Below are 17364 nucleotides of genomic sequence, written 5' to 3' on the forward strand. Positions count from 1 at the left end.
TTAAGATCAGGCAGCTTTGACGTAAATTTTAAAAACTAATTTCCTGAATCTGCCCCAAATACCAGAGATAGCTAATTTCCCCGTTTCTTTTGTCATTGCTACCAAAAGCGAGGTGATTGACTCGACCTGGGGCATCAAAATCCTACCAATCGCCTTGAGCCCTTTCCCTCGCTGGGGATAAACAAAGCTAACTTCTATTTGGGTAGAACTGGAGTCTTAGGTGGCAGACTTCAGTTGCCAGCAATATTTTCCAAGAATATAGTTAACTTTAATATTCTAATTTTAACTTATTAGTCAAATTAGATCGCAGGTCAAGCCCGGGGTTCGATTATTAAAGTTACACTATTGTCTAATCGGTTAATATTTTTTAATACTTTAAGGTTGATTCAATCGCCACTTGGTAATAATTGATAATTTTGGGGACAGCCTTTGGTCTTTGGCGCTATCTTCTTGGACAATTCAGCGGATTGCCAAGAAGATAAAATTTTTTCTAAAGATTATGAAAAAACCTTAGTAGGAAACCAAAAGCCTTGTCATTACCGCTTGGCGGTTGAAGCTGAGTGGTCTCAAGGGAACCCCGGAGGAAGTTGGGTATTGGAGTCTTTAAGATTATATGTTATTATTTAAACTTATTTTTTGGTTAATAATCAGGCAAAAAGTCTCCGGTATTGAGACCGGGCCAATTATCTGATTAATTTAGATGACTATGCGTAAATGGTTTAAAAAACGAAAGGACCGCAAAGCTGCTGCAGAAGAGGCCCAAGGGGCCGAAATAACCCAGGCCGAGGTTCCCGAGATTACCGTGTCAGAAGCGCCCGATGAATCTGAGCCGCAGCTGGAGGAGACCGCCCTCGGCGCAGCTTCGCTAATGGCTTCCGAACCGGAGCCTGAGGCCTCGCCTCCAGAGGCTGAAACGGCTTCTTTGTCGCCGACCGACGCCTTGGAGGAGGAGACTGCGGTCGAGCGGCTGGAGCCCGATAAAAAAGGGGTATTCCGCCGGTTGCGGGACCGTTTGGGGCGGACCCGAGGGGCCCTGGCGCATCGATTGGATCGCCTGTTTCTGGGCAAGAAGGTGATTGATGCGGAGTTATTAGAATCACTGGAAGAGCTATTGATCACTGCCGATCTAGGGGTTGATACTACCCTGGCCCTCATAGACGCAGTACGGGAGAAAGTGCGGCGCAAAGAGTTGAGTGATTCTAGCCGGCTCAAGGCTCACCTCAAGGCAGAAATGGTGGCCCTGCTGCAAGCTCCGGCCCCAGGCCCAGCGGTTAACCAAAAACCTCGGGTAATCATGGTAATCGGGGTTAATGGCGTGGGTAAGACCACCACCATTGCCAAGCTGGCCCATTACGACCGGGCAGCAGGGCGGAAAGCATTATTGGTCGCTGCTGATACCTTCCGTGCCGCGGCCATCGAACAGTTAGAGATCTGGGGGCAACGGGTGGGGGCCGAGGTAATCAAACAGAAGAGCGGCTCGGATCCCGCCGCGGTGGTCTACGATGGGCTGGCCGCGGCCCAGTCCCGGGGGGTGGACACGGTTTACATCGACACCGCTGGCCGGCTGCATACCAAAGTCAACCTTATGGAGGAACTTAAAAAGATCAAGCGGACTGCGGCCCGCAAACTACCCAATGCCCCCCACGAGATCTACCTGGTGCTGGATGCCACTACCGGCCAGAACGCCATCAATCAGGCCCGGATGTTCCATGAGGCTCTGGGGGTTACAGGTTTAATTATCACTAAATTGGACGGCACGGCCAAGGGCGGGGTGGCCCTGGGAGTGGTGAAAGAAACCGGCCTGCCGCTTCGATACATCGGGATCGGCGAAAGGATGGAGGACCTGCGTCCTTTCGAGGCCGAGGCCTTTATCGACGCTATTTTGGGATGAGAGCCAAGATGAAAAAGCGATTTTTATCAGCTCTACATTCGGGGCCCAAAATCTGTCTTCCTAACGTAGGGGAGCGGTTAACCCGCCCCGACACCTATAGAAACGTTAAGGTAATATTTTAATGTTCAATGCTTTTAAATACTTCCGCTTCAAGGCATTCTGTTTCTACTGGCTGCCGCCGCTGCTGCTGACCGGCTTAATCTTGTTATTTTCCGGAGAATTGGGGTCGGTGGAATATACTCAAGCAATCATTAAACTGATCTGGCCCTGGTTTCCCTCTATGAATGGTAAGCTGGCAAATCTGCTCCACTTCTTTTTACGCAAAGGCGGTCATTTTATTATTTATGCTATGTTATTTGTTGCCTGGGTGCGTCCTCTGCGGTGGGCTCTCGGTTTTAGCCCGCTGCTCGCTATCTTCCTGGCCTTAATGATAAATCTGGGGGTGGCGCTGACAGATGAAGGCAATCAGGCCCGGATTGAAAGTCGGACCGCCAACCCCCGGGATATTTTGCTAGATATTAGCGGGGCACTTACCGCCACCCTGATTATCTTCCCGGTTTTACGCCAGGCCTCGGTTGGGAAAAATAGCAAATGAGGCTGATCCATTATTCCGTTCAGGCCGGCTTCAGGGCTTAAGATTTAAAAAAACCCGATGAGAAATCATACCTGCTCACTTGCCATTTCCAGACCTGATTATTAAAATTTTAACCATAGGCGGGGAAGCTCCCAAACTTGGGGTATCAAGAGAGACATGGTTAAAAAAGCTTTAAAAATTCTTTTTATCTTATGCTGGTGGTTCTTACTAGCAGGCTGTGACCGGGCGGCGAGCGCTGATCTTTATGCCCGGGTGCAAGAGGTCAGATTGGATAATGGCCTAAAAGTGCTGCTCTGGCCCGAAAACCGGGCCCCGGTGGTTACCCTTCAGGTCTGGTATCGGGTCGGTTCCCGTAACGAAGAGCTGGGCAAAACCGGGATTTCGCACCTTACCGAACACCTGATGTTTCGGGGCACGGAAAAATATGGCCCCAAGGTTTTTTCCCGGCAGGTGCAGAAGTTCGGCGGCACCGACAATGCCTTTACCTCCCGGGATTACACCGCCTATTATGAAATCGGTCCCCAGACCAGCCTGAAGATGTGGCTGGAAATGGAGGCCGATCGGATGCGCAACCTCAAGGTCAGCGAGGAACTGTTCCGCACCGAACAGCAGGTGGTTCTGGAGGAACGGCGTCTGCGCACCGAAGATGATCCGGTCAGTTTTTTAATTGAAGATACAGTGGCTGCGGCCTATAAGGCGCATCCCTATCAATGGCCGGTAATCGGCTGGATGCATGACATCAAGAGTTTGCGCCGCGAGGATTTTTTAGCCTACTATGGTCAATATTATCAACCAAATAATGCCACCCTGGTGCTGGTCGGGGATTTTGAGCCCGAAGCGGCACTTCAAGAAATCCGCGCCACTTTCGGCAAACTGCCCCGCGGTCCGGAACCACCGCCTTTTCGGCCCTTGGAACCACCCCAGCAAGGCAAACGCCAGGTGAGCGTGCATCGGGAAGCCCAGTTGCCTTTTATATGCCTGGCTTATCATGTGCCCAATCTGGGGCATCCAGACGCCTACGCCCTGGAAGTGCTGTCCTCCATTCTTTCCCAGGGACGCAGTTCCCGGCTGTTCCAGCAATTGGTTTATGAGAAGCGCCTGGCCCTGGATATCGGGGCTGATTATAACCTGGCGACTGCCTGCCCGTCGCTATTTATGGTTTACGCCCAACCTTTGCCGGGCAAAACCGTGGAGGAATTGGAGCAGGCCCTGGAGGCCGAACTGACCCGGATCAAGACTACGCCGGTGACGGATCGAGAGCTGATCAAGGCCAAAAACCAGGCCGAATCAGGGTTTGTCATGGCCCAGGATTCGCTGTTTTATCGGGGTATGCTGCTGGGGCGATATCAAACCATTGATAGCTGGCAACGGCTAAAAGAACTGCTGCCTGGAATTCAGGCCGTGCAGAAAAAAGATGTGCTGCGGGTCGCCCAGCAATATCTGGTTCCCCAAAACTGTACGGTAGGGATACTTCATCCTGTCCAGACTGACCGGCCAATTGTCGGGCGCTATCAAGGATATGGTCAGATTGAATAGAAAAATCAGCATATTATTAATTATAGTCGTCTTTTGCCTGGTCGGCCCGGGGATAGCTGCCCCTGCAGAACAGGTATTGGGAAAGCGGTATCAGTTACCCAATGGCCTAGTCTGGCTGTTTTCCGAGCAACCGGACTTGCCGCTGGTCACTATGGAATTGCTTATCAAGGCCGGGGTCTTGCAAGAACCGCCGGGCAAGGCGGGCCTAGCCAACCTGACCGCAGCCCTGTTGTTGGGCGGGACTCATTCCCGCTCTGCCACCCAAATTGCCGAAGAGATCGATTTTCTGGGGGCCAGACTGGGGGCTGGCGGCGGGCAGGATTACGCCGTGCTCCGGCTTACGGTGCTGAAAAAAAATTTGTCCGCGGCGCTCAAGCTTTTCCAGGATATTTTATTCAATCCGGTCTTTGCCCCGGCAGAGATCGCTCGCAAGGTTGAGCGTTTTAAAGGTCAGCTGAAAAGCGAGCAGGATGAGCCGGGGGTGGTTGCGGCCCGGGCCTTTTGTCGGGCCTTGTATGGCTCTCATCCGTATGGCTATCCGGTGATTGGCACCGAAGCCGATCTTCCTACTATCACCCAGGCAGACCTGGTCAACTTCCACCGTCAATATTACCGGCCCAATAATGCTATCCTGGCGGTGGTGGGGGATTTGCGACCGGTTGAGGCACAGCAGTTGATTGAAAAATTTTTCGGCACCTGGGCCTCCGCCCCGGTGCCCGAAAGGGAGTTGCCGGTTATACCCCGTCTGAAGCAGAACCAGGTGCTCAGAATTGACAAGGATATTACTCAGGCCCATATTGTATTAGGTCAGGTGGGTATCAAACGGCGGAATCCGGATTTTTACGGCTTTCTGGTAATGAATTATATCCTGGGCGGCGGCGGCTTTGCCTCCCGCCTGATGGACAACATCCGGGACAATCGCGGCCTGGCTTATAGTGTCGCCAGCAGCTTTAATCCTGGAGTGGCGGCCGGTCCCTTTGAAATTACTCTGGAAACTAAAAACGCCACCGCCGGGGTGGCCCTTCGGGAGGCACTGAAAGAACAGCAACGCATCCGGACTGAACTGGTCACCGACAAGGAATTATCAGAAGCCAAGTCCTACCTGATCGGCAGCTTGCCCCGGAAGATGGATTCCAACGCTAAAAGAGCCTGGCTGTTAGGCTACGTGGAGTTTTATGGGCTAGGACTGGATTATCCCTGGCGTTATCCCGACCTGATAAATCGCCTGACCCGGAAGGAGATCCAGACGGTGGCGCAAAAATATCTATCCCCTCAACAATTGCTGGTGGTAGTGGGCAAACAAGAGAAAATCGAATTAGCTCTCCCCAAGGACTGGATGGAGATAAAAAAACCGCCGAAAGCGGAGTAGGAGTGTCTAATGATCTGTACCAACCGTAATTTTAAGCTCTTGGTGTCAACTCTGGTAATGACTCTCTTGGTGCTAGGAGCGGCCCTCTGGGCCGGCAGTCAGCCGCTCCGGGCGGCGCTGGCGCCGGAGTCCTTTGCCGATCTGGCCCGCCAGGCCTCACCGGCAGTAGTTAACATCAGCACTGAAAAGACTCATAAAGGTGGGGGGCGGGTCTATGAATTTTTTGGGCCTTCACCGTTTGGCCGGGAAGATCCTTTTCGGGACTTCTTTGAGAAATTTTTTGGAGATATTCCCAAGGATTTTAAACAACGGAGTCTGGGATCGGGCTTCATTATCGATGGCGACGGTTTCATTATCACCAACAATCACGTGGTCGAAGGGGCGGATAAAATAAAGGTTAAACTGATCGATGGCCGGGAATTCGCCGCCACCATCAAAGGTCGGGATCCAAAGACCGATCTGGCCCTGATCAAGCTCTCCTCTGCCGCCCATGACTTACCGGTTCTTACTTTGGGAGATTCCGACTCGGTTCGGGTCGGGGATTGGGTGCTGGCAGTGGGCAATCCCTTTGGCCTAGGCCACACCGTTACCCAGGGCATCATCAGCGCCAAAAGCCGGGTCATTGGGGCCGGGCCCTATGACGATTTCCTGCAGACCGATGCCTCGATTAATCCTGGTAACAGTGGCGGCCCTTTACTCAATCTGAACGGCGAAGTGATCGGGATCAACACCGCAATTCTAGCCACCGGTCAGGGAATTGGGTTTGCCACCCCCAGCAGTATTGCCAAAGAAGTTATCCCTCAGCTTAAAGCCAAAGGCAAGGTAACCCGGGGTCTGCTCGGGGTGCACATCCAAGTTGTGACCCCCAGTCTGGCCAAATCCTTTGGCCTGGCCAAACCCTATGGAGCTTTGGTGGCCGAAGTCAATCCAGGCTCGCCTGCTGCTCAAGCCGGGATTCAACGCGGTGATATCATTGTAGCATATAATGGCCAGGAAATTAAAGAAATGCACGAATTGCCTCGTCTGGTCGCTCATACCACTCCTGGCACCAAGGCAACATTAAAGGTTATTCGCCAGGGTAAAGAAAAGACCGTTTCGGTTGTTATAGGGGAACTCAAAGATGAGCAGCAGGCCAAAGAATCAAAAGTTAAAACTCCGGAGTCCGAGTTGGGCATGGTGGTTCAAGAATTGACCCCGGTACTTGCCCAACGGTTCCGCCTCCGAGACACCACTGGGGTGGTAGTGCTGGAGGTGGAGCGAGGCAGTCCGGCGGCCGAGGCCGGAATTCGACCGGGCGACCTGATTATGGAGATAAATACTACCAAAATTAAGAGACAGAAGGACTACCACAAAGCCATTAGCGGACTGAAGAAGGGGGCTGTAGCCCGTCTATTGATCAAACGGCAGGGACGTACCCTGTTTGTCAGCCTGGAGATTCCCTAGGACTGTAAGATTTCTGCCTGAAAATATATTAATCAGGTTGGATTTTTTCGAGGTTTAACAAATGATAAGCGGCCCGTCTCCCCCAGGCTGGCGCTTCTGAACAGCATCCCGCCCGCAAATTTTTAAGGCCCGGGATCATCCCGGGCCATCGATTTTTGGGGGGTCAGATAGAGTTACTCCTTTTTAATCACTACCAGAGTCTTTTCGTTAATCAAAGGATAGATATCATCCAGATGGTGGTTTTGCAGGGAAATACAGCCAAACGTCCAGTTTTCTCCAATGATGTTCCTCAGGTCGTCATCGGTGCCATGGATACCGATCTCACCCCCGATACTGGCCAGAGGCGATATTTGCCCCCGTTTCTTGGCCCGTGCAAATTTAAGCCAGTTCTGATTATTGGGATAGTCTAAGAGAATAAATTTGTTCCAGCGCTCATGGGGATATTTACATACCACATGGTAGACCCCTTCGGGAGTGCACATGTCCCCTTGACACAACTTGTCCTTTTTGGGGTTGGCACCCAGAACCACCGGGTAGGTCCGGATCGGAGTCGTACCATAGTAAAGGGTAAGCTTACGAGTCTTTTTGGTGACCAGTAATATAGTTGGTTTTACTCTTTGCCGGTGATAGCCGTTCTGACTAAGCACCTGTTTAATTAACTCTTGTTCGGACTCAGGTTCTGACCGAACTTCCTCCTCCTGATCCGGTACAGGTTGATAGTCTAAGGTGGTATGGACTACTGGCGTCCGGTGACCGCAACAGCCAGCCAGCAACCAGACCAGAATCATTATTCCGTACAATGACCGCGGTCTGATCATCATTCTCCCCCCTTAATTAGAGAAACAGATCAAATCTGTCTTAATTACTTCTCCCCCAACAACCTATACTATGATCACTTATCTTTTGGCAAGAATTTTTTTAAAGGAAGGGCAAAATCAGGAGAGCATATAGTAATGTGAGGATTTTCGGAAAAGTTAAATGAAGGCTATCGGGGTTACCACTCGGAGGATTTAACAGGATAATTTAAGGGAAGAACTGGGGGACCGCCGGCCTCCGGCTCTCCCCTCAAGCTCCCCTCCCAATTCCCCCTTAAGGGGTTGAGGGAGTAGGTTTGGGAGCCGTTTTTTCTCATCCCCATTAATTTAATTGATGGCCTGAGTAATAAATATTTCCTTCGATAAAATGTGGATGACGATTTTCAGCGGAATTCCTCGAATGGTAAGGGTGGTGCTTGACAAAGCTCCGGAAACAGAGTAGCTTATGACCATTTAGCGAACCTGGAGGGGTGATGGCAAAAAGATTGGGGGAGGTAGTCTTAAGCTTAATGTTGCTTCTGGCTACTTCGGTTTTCGCCCAAAGCAGTGGTTTGCCGATAGCGTTTGTGGATTTAAAATACGACCTGATTAATGATGGTTTTGATCGGGATTATATCACCCAGATTTTTCAGGATGAGCGGGTCGAGTTTCTGCCCAATGTAGTCAATAAAATCGCCTACTTGAAAAAAGAGCGCCGGGCTGATTATCGGCATTTCATGCGGCCTGAAGTAGTGGACCGGGGCCGGAGCTATTTAAATAAACATTTTGAATCATTGCAGCAAGCCGAAAATGCCTTTGGGGTGAGCAAAGAGGTCATCGTCGCCATCCTGACGGTAGAGACCAATCTGGGACAGGTTACTGGCCGTTATCCGGTATTCAATGTCTTTGCCTCCTTGGCGGTGATGGACTCCCCGGAGGTCATTCAGAATTTAGCTCTGGCCCCCCGGCTGAGCAGCCGTCTGAAGAGTAAAGCCGCTTGGGCCCGGCGGGAGCTCAAGACCTTCTTAATCTGTTGCCAGCAGAATCGCCAGGATCCGTTCAGCCTGAAAGGCTCCTGGGCCGGGGCTTTTGGCTACTGCCAGTTTCTGCCTTCCAGCCTGCTGCGTTGTGGTCAGGATGGCAATGACGATGGTCAGATCGATGTGTTCTGCGATGCGGACGCGATTTTCTGCATTGCCAATTATCTAAAGCGGGCCGGTTTCAAAAACCAGCAGCCAAACACCTGGAGTCGGGCCATTCACGCTTATAACCCCTCCGATGCCTATGTGGAGGCGGTGCTCACTCTGGCCCGCTGGTATTAATAGCCAATTCCAAAGAACCGATTAGCCATTTAATTATGACCGCAACAGAGCCGCAGGTTGGAATTATCTTGGGCAGCGGGTCGGACTGGCCGCAGGTGGCGGCCGCCGCACAGCTATTGCACCACTGGGGCGTAGCCTACGAGGTGACGGTGGCTTCGGCGCACCGCTCGCCGGCCCGGGTACAGAATTATGCCCGGCAGGCTAGTGCCCGCGGCCTTAAAGTGTTGATTGCTGCGGCAGGGGCAGCCGCCCACCTGGCCGGGGTGATAGCCTCCGAGACCATTTTGCCGGTCATCGGAGTGCCGCTGGCCGGTTCACCTTTGCAGGGTTGGGACTCCTTGCTGGCCACGGCGCAGATGCCGGCCGGAGTGCCGGTAGCCGCCATGGCAGTAGGCACCGCCGGGGCCCGCAATGCCGCCATTTTGGCCACTCAGATTCTGGCCTTGAGTGATGAGCGTTTGCGAGACATTCTGATAAGACATAAACAGGACTTGGTCAGCCGGATAGAAGAGCAAGATGCGCAACTTCAGGCCGAGTTGGCTCACTCTGGTCTGACCGGCAAGGCTGATTGACTCCGATTTTTCGATCTAACATAAAACATCAACATTTTATGGAGCAGGGAGCTCAAGCGGCCTGGCGGAACTCTTTTCCTCTAAGCCCTTAAGGGGGTGAGAGGGAACTGGAGAGGAGGGCGAGGGCCTGCGGTCCCGTGACCCTCCCTTCAAATTAACCTTTTAAATTCACCAAATAATATAATTGTGATGATTAATCTGGCCATCGATCTTGCCGCGCTTCGCCATAATTACCGCCAGCTTCGGGCTTACTGCGGCCATGGAGTAAAAATGTTGGCGGTCGTCAAGGCAGATGCCTATGGGCATGGTTTGGTGCCAATTTCCCGTGCCCTGGTAGCTGAACAGGTGGATTATTTAGGGGTGGCCTATTTAAGCGAGGCTATGGCGCTGCGCCAGGCCGGAATTAACACCCCCATCCTGTTGCTCATGGGCCTGTTGCCCAGCGATGCCGCGGTCGCGGTTGCCCATAACCTGGAGGTGGTGGTCTTCCGACGGGATATCGTTGAAGCCCTGGCCGCTCAGGCCCGCCAACAGGGGAAACAGGTTCGCCTTCACCTCAAAGTCGATACTGGCATGGGACGGCTGGGGCTGGCCCCGGCGGATACCCAAGGCTTTTTGGACTGGCTGCGGGGCTTTCCGGAATTGCAGGTGATGGGGTTGATCTCTCATTTTGCGGTAGCTGATCAGGCCGATAAAACATATACTTTGCAACAGCTGGCCCGGTTTAATGGCTTGCTGCAGGAAGCCCGGGACAACGGTTGGTCGCTACCTCTAAGCCATATAGCCAATAGTGCCGCCTGCCTGGAAGTGGACGCCGCGCATCTGGGCATGGTGCGCCCCGGAATCATGCTCTATGGTTCCCCGCCGGCCCCGGAGCGTCAACCCCCGGTAACGCTTTGGCCGGTGATGAGCCTGACCACTGAAATCTTGCAGCTCAAGCGCCTGCCGCCGGGCTCTAGTATCAGTTACGGTTGCACTTTTACTACCCCGGCCGAGAGCCTGATGGCGGTCTTGCCGGTGGGCTACTGCAATGGCTACAGCCGCCATTTATCCAACCGGGGAGAAGTGCTGATCAGGGGCCAGCGGGCGCCGATTCGCGGCCGGGTCTGCATGAATCTGACCATGGTTGAAGTAACCCATATCCCGGGAGTGCGGGAAGGCAATCCGGTCACCCTCTTGGGGGCGGACCAGGGCGACCGGATTACCGGTGATGAACTGGCCGCCTGGGCCGGAACGATCAGTTATGAAATCTATTGTCTGTTGGGGAACAGCAATCCCCGGCGTTTTTTAGGTGAGTAAGTCTATGAAAGACCAGCAAGAGATCAAAGGACCGTTAATCTGTTTAACCTGTGCATGGCGGGAAACCTGTCAGAAAAAATTTTCATTTACCGGCACCTATTGCTCGGATTATACTCGGGATGTTTCCGTCAAAGAACCGGTCAGCGAAGATAAGACCGTTGAATCACCCGAAAAAAAATAGTTCTGCAGAAGGGATCAATCCTGAGCTAAGATGAGCATGAAAAGGCGACTGGCCCGCGTTATTACTCAGGCCCTGAATAAGGCCCGGTCCACCGAGGTCTTAAATCTGGCGGAGATTCCAGCGGTGCAGATTGAAGTTCCCAAGATTACCGAACACGGGGATTATGCCACTAACGTGGCCATGATTTTGGCGGCTGGGATCCGGCGACCGCCCCGGCAGGTGGCAGAAATCATCATCCAACACCTGGACCCGCCGGAAGGCATGCTGGATCGGGTGGAAATCGCTGGTCCCGGGTTTATCAATTTTTTTATCCATGAGCCTTACTGGTATCAGGTGCTTAACGACATCTGCCGGGACGGAGAAACCTACGGCACCTGCGACTATTGGCGTGGCCAAAAGGTGCAGGTTGAATTTGTCAGCGCCAATCCCACCGGTCCTCTGCATATTGGCCATGGCCGAGGCGCGGCCCTCGGGGATGCCTTGGCCAACATCCTGGCCGCCTGCGGCTATCAGGTGGAGCGGGAATATTATGTCAATGATGTGGGCACCCAGATGCGCACCCTGGGCCTGTCGCTCTATCTGCGGCTGCGGCAGTTGGAAGGTCAGGAAGTAGATTTTCCCGACACCTGTTACCAGGGCGATTACATTATCGAGTTGGCCCGACAATATCAGGCTTCTTATGACCGCTTGCCGCCGGGGGAACCCTCGGAGGAGGAGTTGCAGGCCCTGGGGGAATATGCTGGTAGAGTAATTTTAGAGGAAATCCGGCGGGATCTAGATGACTTCGGCGTCCACTTCGATCATTGGTTCAGCGAGGCCCAGCTCTTTCAGGATGGCAGCCTGGAGCGCGCCCTGGCCTTTCTTCAGGAGCAGGGCTATCTCTATGAAGCCGAGGGAGCATTGTGGTTTAAGGCCACGGCCTTTGGGGATGAAAAAGACCGGGTGGTACGGCGACGTAATGGGGCCACTACTTATTTCGCCTCGGATGTAGCCTACCACTGGAATAAAATCCAGCGAGGCTTTGATTTGGTGGTAGACATCTGGGGGGCCGACCATCATGGCTATGTGCCGCGCCTGCAGGCCGCGGTACAGGCCTTGGGAACTGACCAACAATTCCTGAAAGTAATCCTGGTGCAACTGGTCAGTCTGCTGCGTCAGGGTCAACCAATAGCCATGACCACCCGGGGCGGGACTTTCGTTACCCTGAGGGAAGTGATGGACGAAGTCGGTAAGGACGCGGCCCGCTTTATCTTTCTCAGTCGGCGGTCTGACGCCCACCTGGACTTTGATTTGGATTTGGCCAAGCAACAGAGCGCGGAAAACCCAGTTTATTATGTTCAATATGCTCATGCCCGGTTGGCCAGTGTATTCCGCATTGCCACAGAGCGGGGCATCTCCTTGGAAAATCTCAGTAATGCCAACCTTGAGCTGTTAACCCTACCGGAAGAGATCGCCCTGATCAAACTATTAGCCAGTTATCCGGATGTGGTTGAGGCCGCCGCGCAATTCCTGGAACCCCATCGCATCACTTTCTTTCTCACCGATCTTGCGGCCCAATTGCACAGTTACTATTATAAACACCGGTTTATCTCTGAGTCTGAGGAGTTGACCCAAGCGCGTCTGTTTTTGGTACAAGGCATCAAAACCGTGTTGGCCCAAGGCCTGAAATTACTAGGGGTAGAGGCTCCGGAGAGTATGTAAGGGAGGAGAGCATGGCAACCGCAAGGAGTAAAAAGCCACAGCCGCCCAAAGCCAAGGAGGGCAGAAAAATAACCCTGGGGCTTAAGCAGGCACTGGTTACCGGCCTGGGATTCCTGATGGTGCTGATCTGGGTATTTATTCTGGGGGTTCTGGTCGGACGCGGCGATCTTTACCGATGGTTACATAATTTGGGGTTCCTCAGGGCAGAACTGATGAATCCCAAACAGTTGCCGCCACCGGTCATCAATGGTGCAATGGTTCCCGCTGGCCAATCAGAACAACCCGACGCCTTTTCTGCTTCTAAACCTGCGCCGATGGCCACTTCCGTATCTAACCAGATAAAACCAAATCGGACCGCAGCGCCGGCAAAAAAAGGGGCGGCCAAAGAATCAACGGCTAAGGCCTTCCCCTTCCAAAACAGCCTTGATTTCTCGCCCTCCAAGCCGGGGAAGGCCAAGAAAGCCAGACCCGTTCACAAAGCCAAGGCGGTCCCCTCGGATAAAAAGCCGACGGCCGCTAGTAGCAAGACGCGGGTGGTCACCAGGTCCAAACCGGACACCACCACCACCACTGCTAAAACTGCTAAAAAACCCCAGACAGTTAACAAGCCATCCCGGCTTACGCCACGAACTAGCAAAGCGGCTATCGTCGGCCGCCCCTAGGAAATGCCCGGCTCTGTTTTGGGAAGGGTACTTTTAAAAACTTATTGGCAACAATCTTTTCTAGGTGTCGCCGAATTAATCATCCAGGCCTGCGGCAGAGTCCCCGCCCTCTGCCTCCATGGCCTCTTCCACCATCTGGTCAACTTCGTCCTGAGAGATGTCTTCTCCCATTTCGTGTCCCATCTCTTTGATGAATTTGGCCATACTGCGGGGGTCATTCTCATCCAATCTCCCCAGGCGGGACGGATCGGCCAGGCGTTCCATCCGGGTCTCCTCAGAGAGGCGGGCTCGGAACCGGGACATGATCCGCACCATTTCCTGACCGCCGCACCGGGGGCAGATCGGCGTAAGAGGTTCTTGACGATTGAGGATCAAAAAGTCTGAAATGTGCTTACATTTTTGACATTGATATTCGTAGATCGGCATAAAGTTAAACCTTCGGCCAGGAGCCCGGAAATCTTAAACTCTACTATTGAACCGGGTGGGAACCTGTTCCACCCTTTAATGGACCCGTACCCGCATCTTTTCCAGACGGGCCACTTGTTGCTTAGCTTCTCGATAATAACGTTCACGCGGACCCATATAGTTAAGGGCTTTACGGAAATGGAAAAGGGCGGTAGGGAGATCTTTGGCCATGCAGCTATGCAACCCTAAATAATAATGGGCCTGTCCCAATTGCTTTTTTTCGCCATAGATGGTTCCCAAGTTGTAGTAAACTTCCGAGAAAGTCGGGTTGAGACCATGAACCTTCTCAAACAAAGCCAGAGCCTCATCCCAACGGTGTTGGTCCTGTTTGATGCGGCCCAAATAAAACAGGGCTACCTCATCCTGGGAATTGCGTTGTAGGAGTTCCTCGAGTTGGGACTGGGCCGCTGCCGTCTGGTTGTTTTCATAATATAAAATGGCCAAGTCCCGCTTAATCATTCTATTTTGTGGATCCCGAGCCAAGGCCGCCTTATAGGCAGCTATTGCTTCGGGACGTCGGCCTAACCGCTGATAGATCAGTCCCAGGCAATACAGGACTGGAACATTACCCGGATCTTTGGCCAAGCGGCGTTTAAGGTCCCGCAGCATTTGGTTCGGATTATTACATAAGGCTCTTAAGCGCAGCTTGAAATAGGTAAACGCCGGACTTGTCCCTGAGGTGCGTTCGGTCATATTATGGGTCGAGATCAGGTAGGATAGCCGAACTATCCGAGCCTCCATTTCCGGGTGAGTCTTTAAATAGATAGGGATTTCGGCACCCTCGAACCAGCGCTGGCGGGTCATCTTGCTAAATATGGCTACCATTTCTCGAGGATTGTAACCAGCCTCGGTCATCCATTTAAATCCCAGGGTATCCGCTTCCCGCTCATCATCCCGGCTGTATTTCAGCATCACCGACTCACTGGCGGCCTGAGTACCCATCAACAATGGTCCAGCGGCGGCGCCGCCCATCAGTACCGCCGCCAGTCCCCCGATTAGCGAGGCGATACTGGTGAACGTCGCCTTTTTCATGCGCTTGGCCATATGGCGGGCATGAATGTGAGTAATTTCATGGGCGATTACCCCGGCCAGCTCATCTTCGTTATCCATCAACAGGAGCAGACCGGTGTTGATAAAGACATAGCCGCCGGGGACGGCAAAGGCATTCAAGGAGGGATCCTTGATAATGGAAAAATGATACCTAAATGGTTGCGGACCTACCTGCTGAACTAATTTCTGTCCGACAGCGTTGAGATAAGAATTCAAAAACGGATCCCGGATAATATTAAAATATTGCTGTAATTGGAGAAAAAACTCTTCCCCCAATTGTTTTTCTTTTTCAATGGTTAAGTCGCCAAAAAAACTGCGGGCAGGAGTGGTGGAGAAAGAGGTAATAAAACAGATGACCGTAAAACCAATGCAGAGCTTCTTTCCCCAGATTGATCTGGGCATAAATATCTCCTCTGGAATCAACGCCGCCCTTTAAGCCCGATAGTCACCAACTGACTGCGTTTCAGAAGTCAGACCAGTTTCTAGGAACTGGCGGGGCGCCTCCGCCCACAGATTTTCTAAATCATAAAATTCCCGCATGGGCTGAGAAAAGATGTGGATAATTACATCATTATAATCTAATAGCACCCATTGTCCTTCTTCCAGGCCCTCAATACCTAACGGTTTTTCTCCAAGTCGGCGCAATGCCTCTTCCAGGTGCTGAGCCAGGGCCACCACCTGGCGACGAGAGTTACCGGAGCAGATAATAAAATAGTCAGTAAAAGACGACAACGACCGAACATCTAAAATTACCAGGTCTTGGGCCTTTTTTTCCACCAAGCTCTGGGCACAGAACTGGACTTTGTTGCCGGCAGTTGCTTTTATTCCCTTCAGAGGTTTCCCCATCTCCTTTATAGATATAATTTATTAAGTAATATATATCTTCTGACCGCTTCCGGCAAGAGGTAACGGATAGATTTTCCCTGGCCCGCCAGTCGGCGAATGCGGGTCGAGGAGATATCTAAGAGAGTAGTGCGGCGAAAAAACACTTGGTAACCTGAAGGGTGCAGAAAAGCATCCACTTCTGCCTGATAGCGGAACTGGGGATGGACTTCTTGTTGGAGTACGCTGGCCAGTTGCTGCCGCTCGGAGCCGGGCCGGTCTAAGACCACAAAATGGCACAGGGTAAATAACTGGCGGTAATCTTTCCAGGTATTGATTTCCAGGATGGCATCCAGGCCCAGAATAAAAAAAATCTCCGCCGCCGCGCCATGGCTTTCCCGAAACTGCCGCAGGGTTTCAATGGAATAAGATCGGCCCGGCCGCTGGCCCTCGATATCCGAGACCTCAAAGACCGGATGGCCCTCGACTGCCAGGCGGGTCATCTCCAGGCGGGTGGCAAAGGGGGTTATGCCTCCGCTATCCTTATGGGGTGGCTGGGCGGCGGGAATAAATAACAGCCGGTCCAGGGCCAGTGACTCCAGGATCTCCTCCGCGGAGCGCAGATGCCCGTAATGAATGGGATTAAACGTGCCGCCGAATAGTCCCAGGCGCACCGCTTTCCTTTACTGTCGGATCTGGCCCGAACCGTAAACAATAAACTTGGTGGTGGTCAACTCCTCCAGGCTCATGGGCCCAAAGGCATGCAGCTTGGAGGTGCTGATGCCGATTTCGGCCCCCAGCCCCAATTCCCCTCCATCATTAAAGCGGGTCGAGGCATTGACTAAAACTACCGAGGAGTCAACTTCATTTAAAAAGCGCTGGGCATTATCGTAATCTTTGGTAACAATGGCTTCAGTATGGTTGGAACTGTAGCGGGCAATGTGATCCAGGGCCGCGTCCATATCGGGAACCACCCGCACGGCCAGAATCAGGTCCAGATACTCCTCCGGCCAGTCCGCGGCAGTGGCCGGTCTGACCTGGGGGTCGATCTCCCGGGTCCGGGAGCAGCCGCGCAGCTCCACGTTGGCCTGGCGGAAACGCCCAAACATCCGGGGTAGAAATCGGGAAGCAATCTCCTCGTGCACCAACATGGTCTCCATGGCGTTACAAACTCCGGGGCGCTGCACCTTGGCATTAAAGCAGATCTCTTCGGCCATGTCCAGATCGGCGTCCGCATCGACGAAGATATGGCAGACCCCTTTGTAATGCTTAAGCACCGGGATGCGGGAATTCTCCGCCACAAACCGGATCAACCCCTCGCCGCCCCGGGGGATGATCAGGTCCACCAGCTCATCCAGCTTGAGCAGTTCGGTGACCGCCTCCCGTTCGGTGGTGGGGACCACCTGCACCGCCGCCGCCGGCACTCCTACCTCTTCCAGGGCCTGTGCCATGATCCGGGCCAAGATCAGATTGGACCGGATGGCCTCTTTGCCGCCCTTGAGGATGATGGCGTTGCCGCTTTTGAGGCACAAGGCCGCGGCATCCACGGTGACATTGGGCCGCGACTCATAGATGAAGCCGATCACCCCCAGGGGGATGCGCTGGCGGCCCACTAACAGGCCGTTGGGCCGCCGCCACATGGAGGTCACCGCCCCTACCGGA

17 protein-coding genes are annotated in these 17364 nt (G+C 53.0%); 11 read left to right on the top strand and 6 right to left on the bottom strand.

Annotated features, from left to right (window positions below; all coding sequences use genetic code 11):
• Nucleotides 1-700 precede the first annotated feature (700 nt).
• From ftsY to JRG72_02440, 5 genes are all read left to right on the top strand, one after another.
• Nucleotides 701-1891, top strand: coding sequence for a signal recognition particle-docking protein FtsY (ftsY, locus tag JRG72_02420; GenBank protein MBW2134078.1), 1191 nt, complete (start codon nt 701-703; stop codon nt 1889-1891).
• A gap of 121 nt (nt 1892-2012) precedes the next feature.
• Nucleotides 2013-2486: a VanZ family protein gene (locus JRG72_02425; protein ID MBW2134079.1), complete on the top strand. Its 474-nt coding sequence runs from the start codon at nt 2013-2015 to the stop codon at nt 2484-2486.
• A gap of 156 nt (nt 2487-2642) precedes the next feature.
• Nucleotides 2643-4022, top strand: a complete 1380-nt coding sequence (locus JRG72_02430; protein MBW2134080.1) for an insulinase family protein — start codon at nt 2643-2645, stop codon at nt 4020-4022.
• Nucleotides 4015-5391, top strand: coding sequence for an insulinase family protein (locus JRG72_02435; GenBank protein ID MBW2134081.1), 1377 nt, complete (start codon nt 4015-4017; stop codon nt 5389-5391). Before JRG72_02430 ends, JRG72_02435 begins: the two co-directional genes overlap by 8 nt.
• Before the next feature lie 9 nt (nt 5392-5400).
• The gene (locus JRG72_02440; GenBank protein MBW2134082.1) at nt 5401-6834 is read left to right on the top strand and encodes a DegQ family serine endoprotease; all 1434 of its coding nucleotides are present in this window, start codon (nt 5401-5403) and stop codon (nt 6832-6834) included.
• 173 nt (nt 6835-7007) lie between these two features.
• On the opposite strand, the gene JRG72_02445 is transcribed toward JRG72_02440, so the two are convergent.
• Nucleotides 7008-7655, bottom strand: a complete 648-nt coding sequence (locus tag JRG72_02445) for a L,D-transpeptidase (GenBank protein ID MBW2134083.1) — start codon at nt 7653-7655, stop codon at nt 7008-7010.
• Nucleotides 7656-8122: 467 nt separating this feature from the next.
• Between JRG72_02445 and JRG72_02450 the strand changes: the two genes are divergently transcribed.
• The 6 genes from JRG72_02450 (at nt 8123) to JRG72_02475 (ending at nt 13365) form a co-directional block, all read left to right on the top strand.
• A complete protein-coding gene (locus tag JRG72_02450; GenBank protein ID MBW2134084.1) occupies nt 8123-8950 on the top strand; it encodes a lytic murein transglycosylase in 828 nt (275 codons plus the stop codon).
• Nucleotides 8951-8985: 35 nt separating this feature from the next.
• Nucleotides 8986-9522, top strand: coding sequence for a 5-(carboxyamino)imidazole ribonucleotide mutase (gene purE, locus JRG72_02455; GenBank protein ID MBW2134085.1), 537 nt, complete (start codon nt 8986-8988; stop codon nt 9520-9522).
• 186 nt (nt 9523-9708) lie between these two features.
• Complete coding sequence (gene alr, locus JRG72_02460; protein ID MBW2134086.1) at nt 9709-10821, top strand: alanine racemase; 1113 nt, start codon at nt 9709-9711, stop codon at nt 10819-10821.
• 4 nt (nt 10822-10825) lie between these two features.
• Complete coding sequence (locus JRG72_02465; GenBank protein MBW2134087.1) at nt 10826-11002, top strand: hypothetical protein; 177 nt, start codon at nt 10826-10828, stop codon at nt 11000-11002.
• A 36-nt stretch (nt 11003-11038) separates the two neighbouring features.
• On the top strand, nt 11039-12703 hold the full coding sequence (locus tag JRG72_02470) for an arginine--tRNA ligase (GenBank protein MBW2134088.1): 1665 nt from the start codon (nt 11039-11041) through the stop codon (nt 12701-12703).
• An 11-nt stretch (nt 12704-12714) separates the two neighbouring features.
• Entirely contained in the window at nt 12715-13365 is a 651-nt protein-coding gene (locus JRG72_02475; protein MBW2134089.1) for a hypothetical protein, read from the top strand.
• A 75-nt stretch (nt 13366-13440) separates the two neighbouring features.
• On the opposite strand, the gene JRG72_02480 is transcribed toward JRG72_02475, so the two are convergent.
• The 5 genes from JRG72_02480 to JRG72_02500 form a co-directional block, all read right to left on the bottom strand.
• Nucleotides 13441-13791, bottom strand: a complete 351-nt coding sequence (locus JRG72_02480; protein ID MBW2134090.1) for a zinc ribbon domain-containing protein — start codon at nt 13789-13791, stop codon at nt 13441-13443.
• Between the two features lie 75 nt (nt 13792-13866).
• The gene (locus JRG72_02485) at nt 13867-15282 is read right to left on the bottom strand and encodes a M48 family metalloprotease (GenBank protein MBW2134091.1); all 1416 of its coding nucleotides are present in this window, start codon (nt 15280-15282) and stop codon (nt 13867-13869) included.
• 30 nt (nt 15283-15312) lie between these two features.
• Complete coding sequence (gene rsfS / locus JRG72_02490; GenBank protein ID MBW2134092.1) at nt 15313-15726, bottom strand: ribosome silencing factor; 414 nt, start codon at nt 15724-15726, stop codon at nt 15313-15315.
• Between the two features lie 5 nt (nt 15727-15731).
• Nucleotides 15732-16376 carry a nicotinate-nucleotide adenylyltransferase gene (gene nadD, locus JRG72_02495; protein ID MBW2134093.1) on the bottom strand — a complete coding sequence of 215 codons (645 nt, stop codon included), beginning with the start codon at nt 16374-16376 and terminating at the stop codon, nt 15732-15734.
• Nucleotides 16377-16385: 9 nt separating this feature from the next.
• On the bottom strand, nt 16386-17364 hold a 979-nt coding region (locus JRG72_02500), incomplete at its 5' end, for a glutamate-5-semialdehyde dehydrogenase (GenBank protein MBW2134094.1).

This window comes from Deltaproteobacteria bacterium, assembly GCA_019309545.1.
GTDB lineage: Bacteria > Desulfobacterota > Desulfobaccia > Desulfobaccales > Desulfobaccaceae > Desulfobacca_B.

What these genes read in the sequence shown, in the direction of transcription:
- JRG72_02425 (MBW2134079.1), top strand. Translation starts at nt 2,013, where the DNA reads ATGTTCAATGCTTTTAAATACTTCCGCTTCAAGGCATTCTGTTTCTAC.
- ftsY (MBW2134078.1), top strand. Translation starts at nt 701, where the DNA reads ATGACTATGCGTAAATGGTTTAAAAAACGAAAGGACCGCAAAGCTGCT.
- JRG72_02470 (MBW2134088.1), top strand. Translation starts at nt 11,039, where the DNA reads ATGAAAAGGCGACTGGCCCGCGTTATTACTCAGGCCCTGAATAAGGCC.
- JRG72_02430 (MBW2134080.1), top strand. Translation starts at nt 2,643, where the DNA reads ATGGTTAAAAAAGCTTTAAAAATTCTTTTTATCTTATGCTGGTGGTTC.
- JRG72_02485 (MBW2134091.1), bottom strand. Translation starts at nt 15,282, where the DNA reads ATGCCCAGATCAATCTGGGGAAAGAAGCTCTGCATTGGTTTTACGGTC.
- JRG72_02480 (MBW2134090.1), bottom strand. Translation starts at nt 13,791, where the DNA reads ATGCCGATCTACGAATATCAATGTCAAAAATGTAAGCACATTTCAGAC.
- JRG72_02440 (MBW2134082.1), top strand. Translation starts at nt 5,401, where the DNA reads ATGATCTGTACCAACCGTAATTTTAAGCTCTTGGTGTCAACTCTGGTA.
- JRG72_02450 (MBW2134084.1), top strand. Translation starts at nt 8,123, where the DNA reads ATGGCAAAAAGATTGGGGGAGGTAGTCTTAAGCTTAATGTTGCTTCTG.
- rsfS (MBW2134092.1), bottom strand. Translation starts at nt 15,726, where the DNA reads ATGGGGAAACCTCTGAAGGGAATAAAAGCAACTGCCGGCAACAAAGTC.
- purE (MBW2134085.1), top strand. Translation starts at nt 8,986, where the DNA reads ATGACCGCAACAGAGCCGCAGGTTGGAATTATCTTGGGCAGCGGGTCG.
- JRG72_02465 (MBW2134087.1), top strand. Translation starts at nt 10,826, where the DNA reads ATGAAAGACCAGCAAGAGATCAAAGGACCGTTAATCTGTTTAACCTGT.
- JRG72_02475 (MBW2134089.1), top strand. Translation starts at nt 12,715, where the DNA reads ATGGCAACCGCAAGGAGTAAAAAGCCACAGCCGCCCAAAGCCAAGGAG.
- JRG72_02445 (MBW2134083.1), bottom strand. Translation starts at nt 7,655, where the DNA reads ATGATGATCAGACCGCGGTCATTGTACGGAATAATGATTCTGGTCTGG.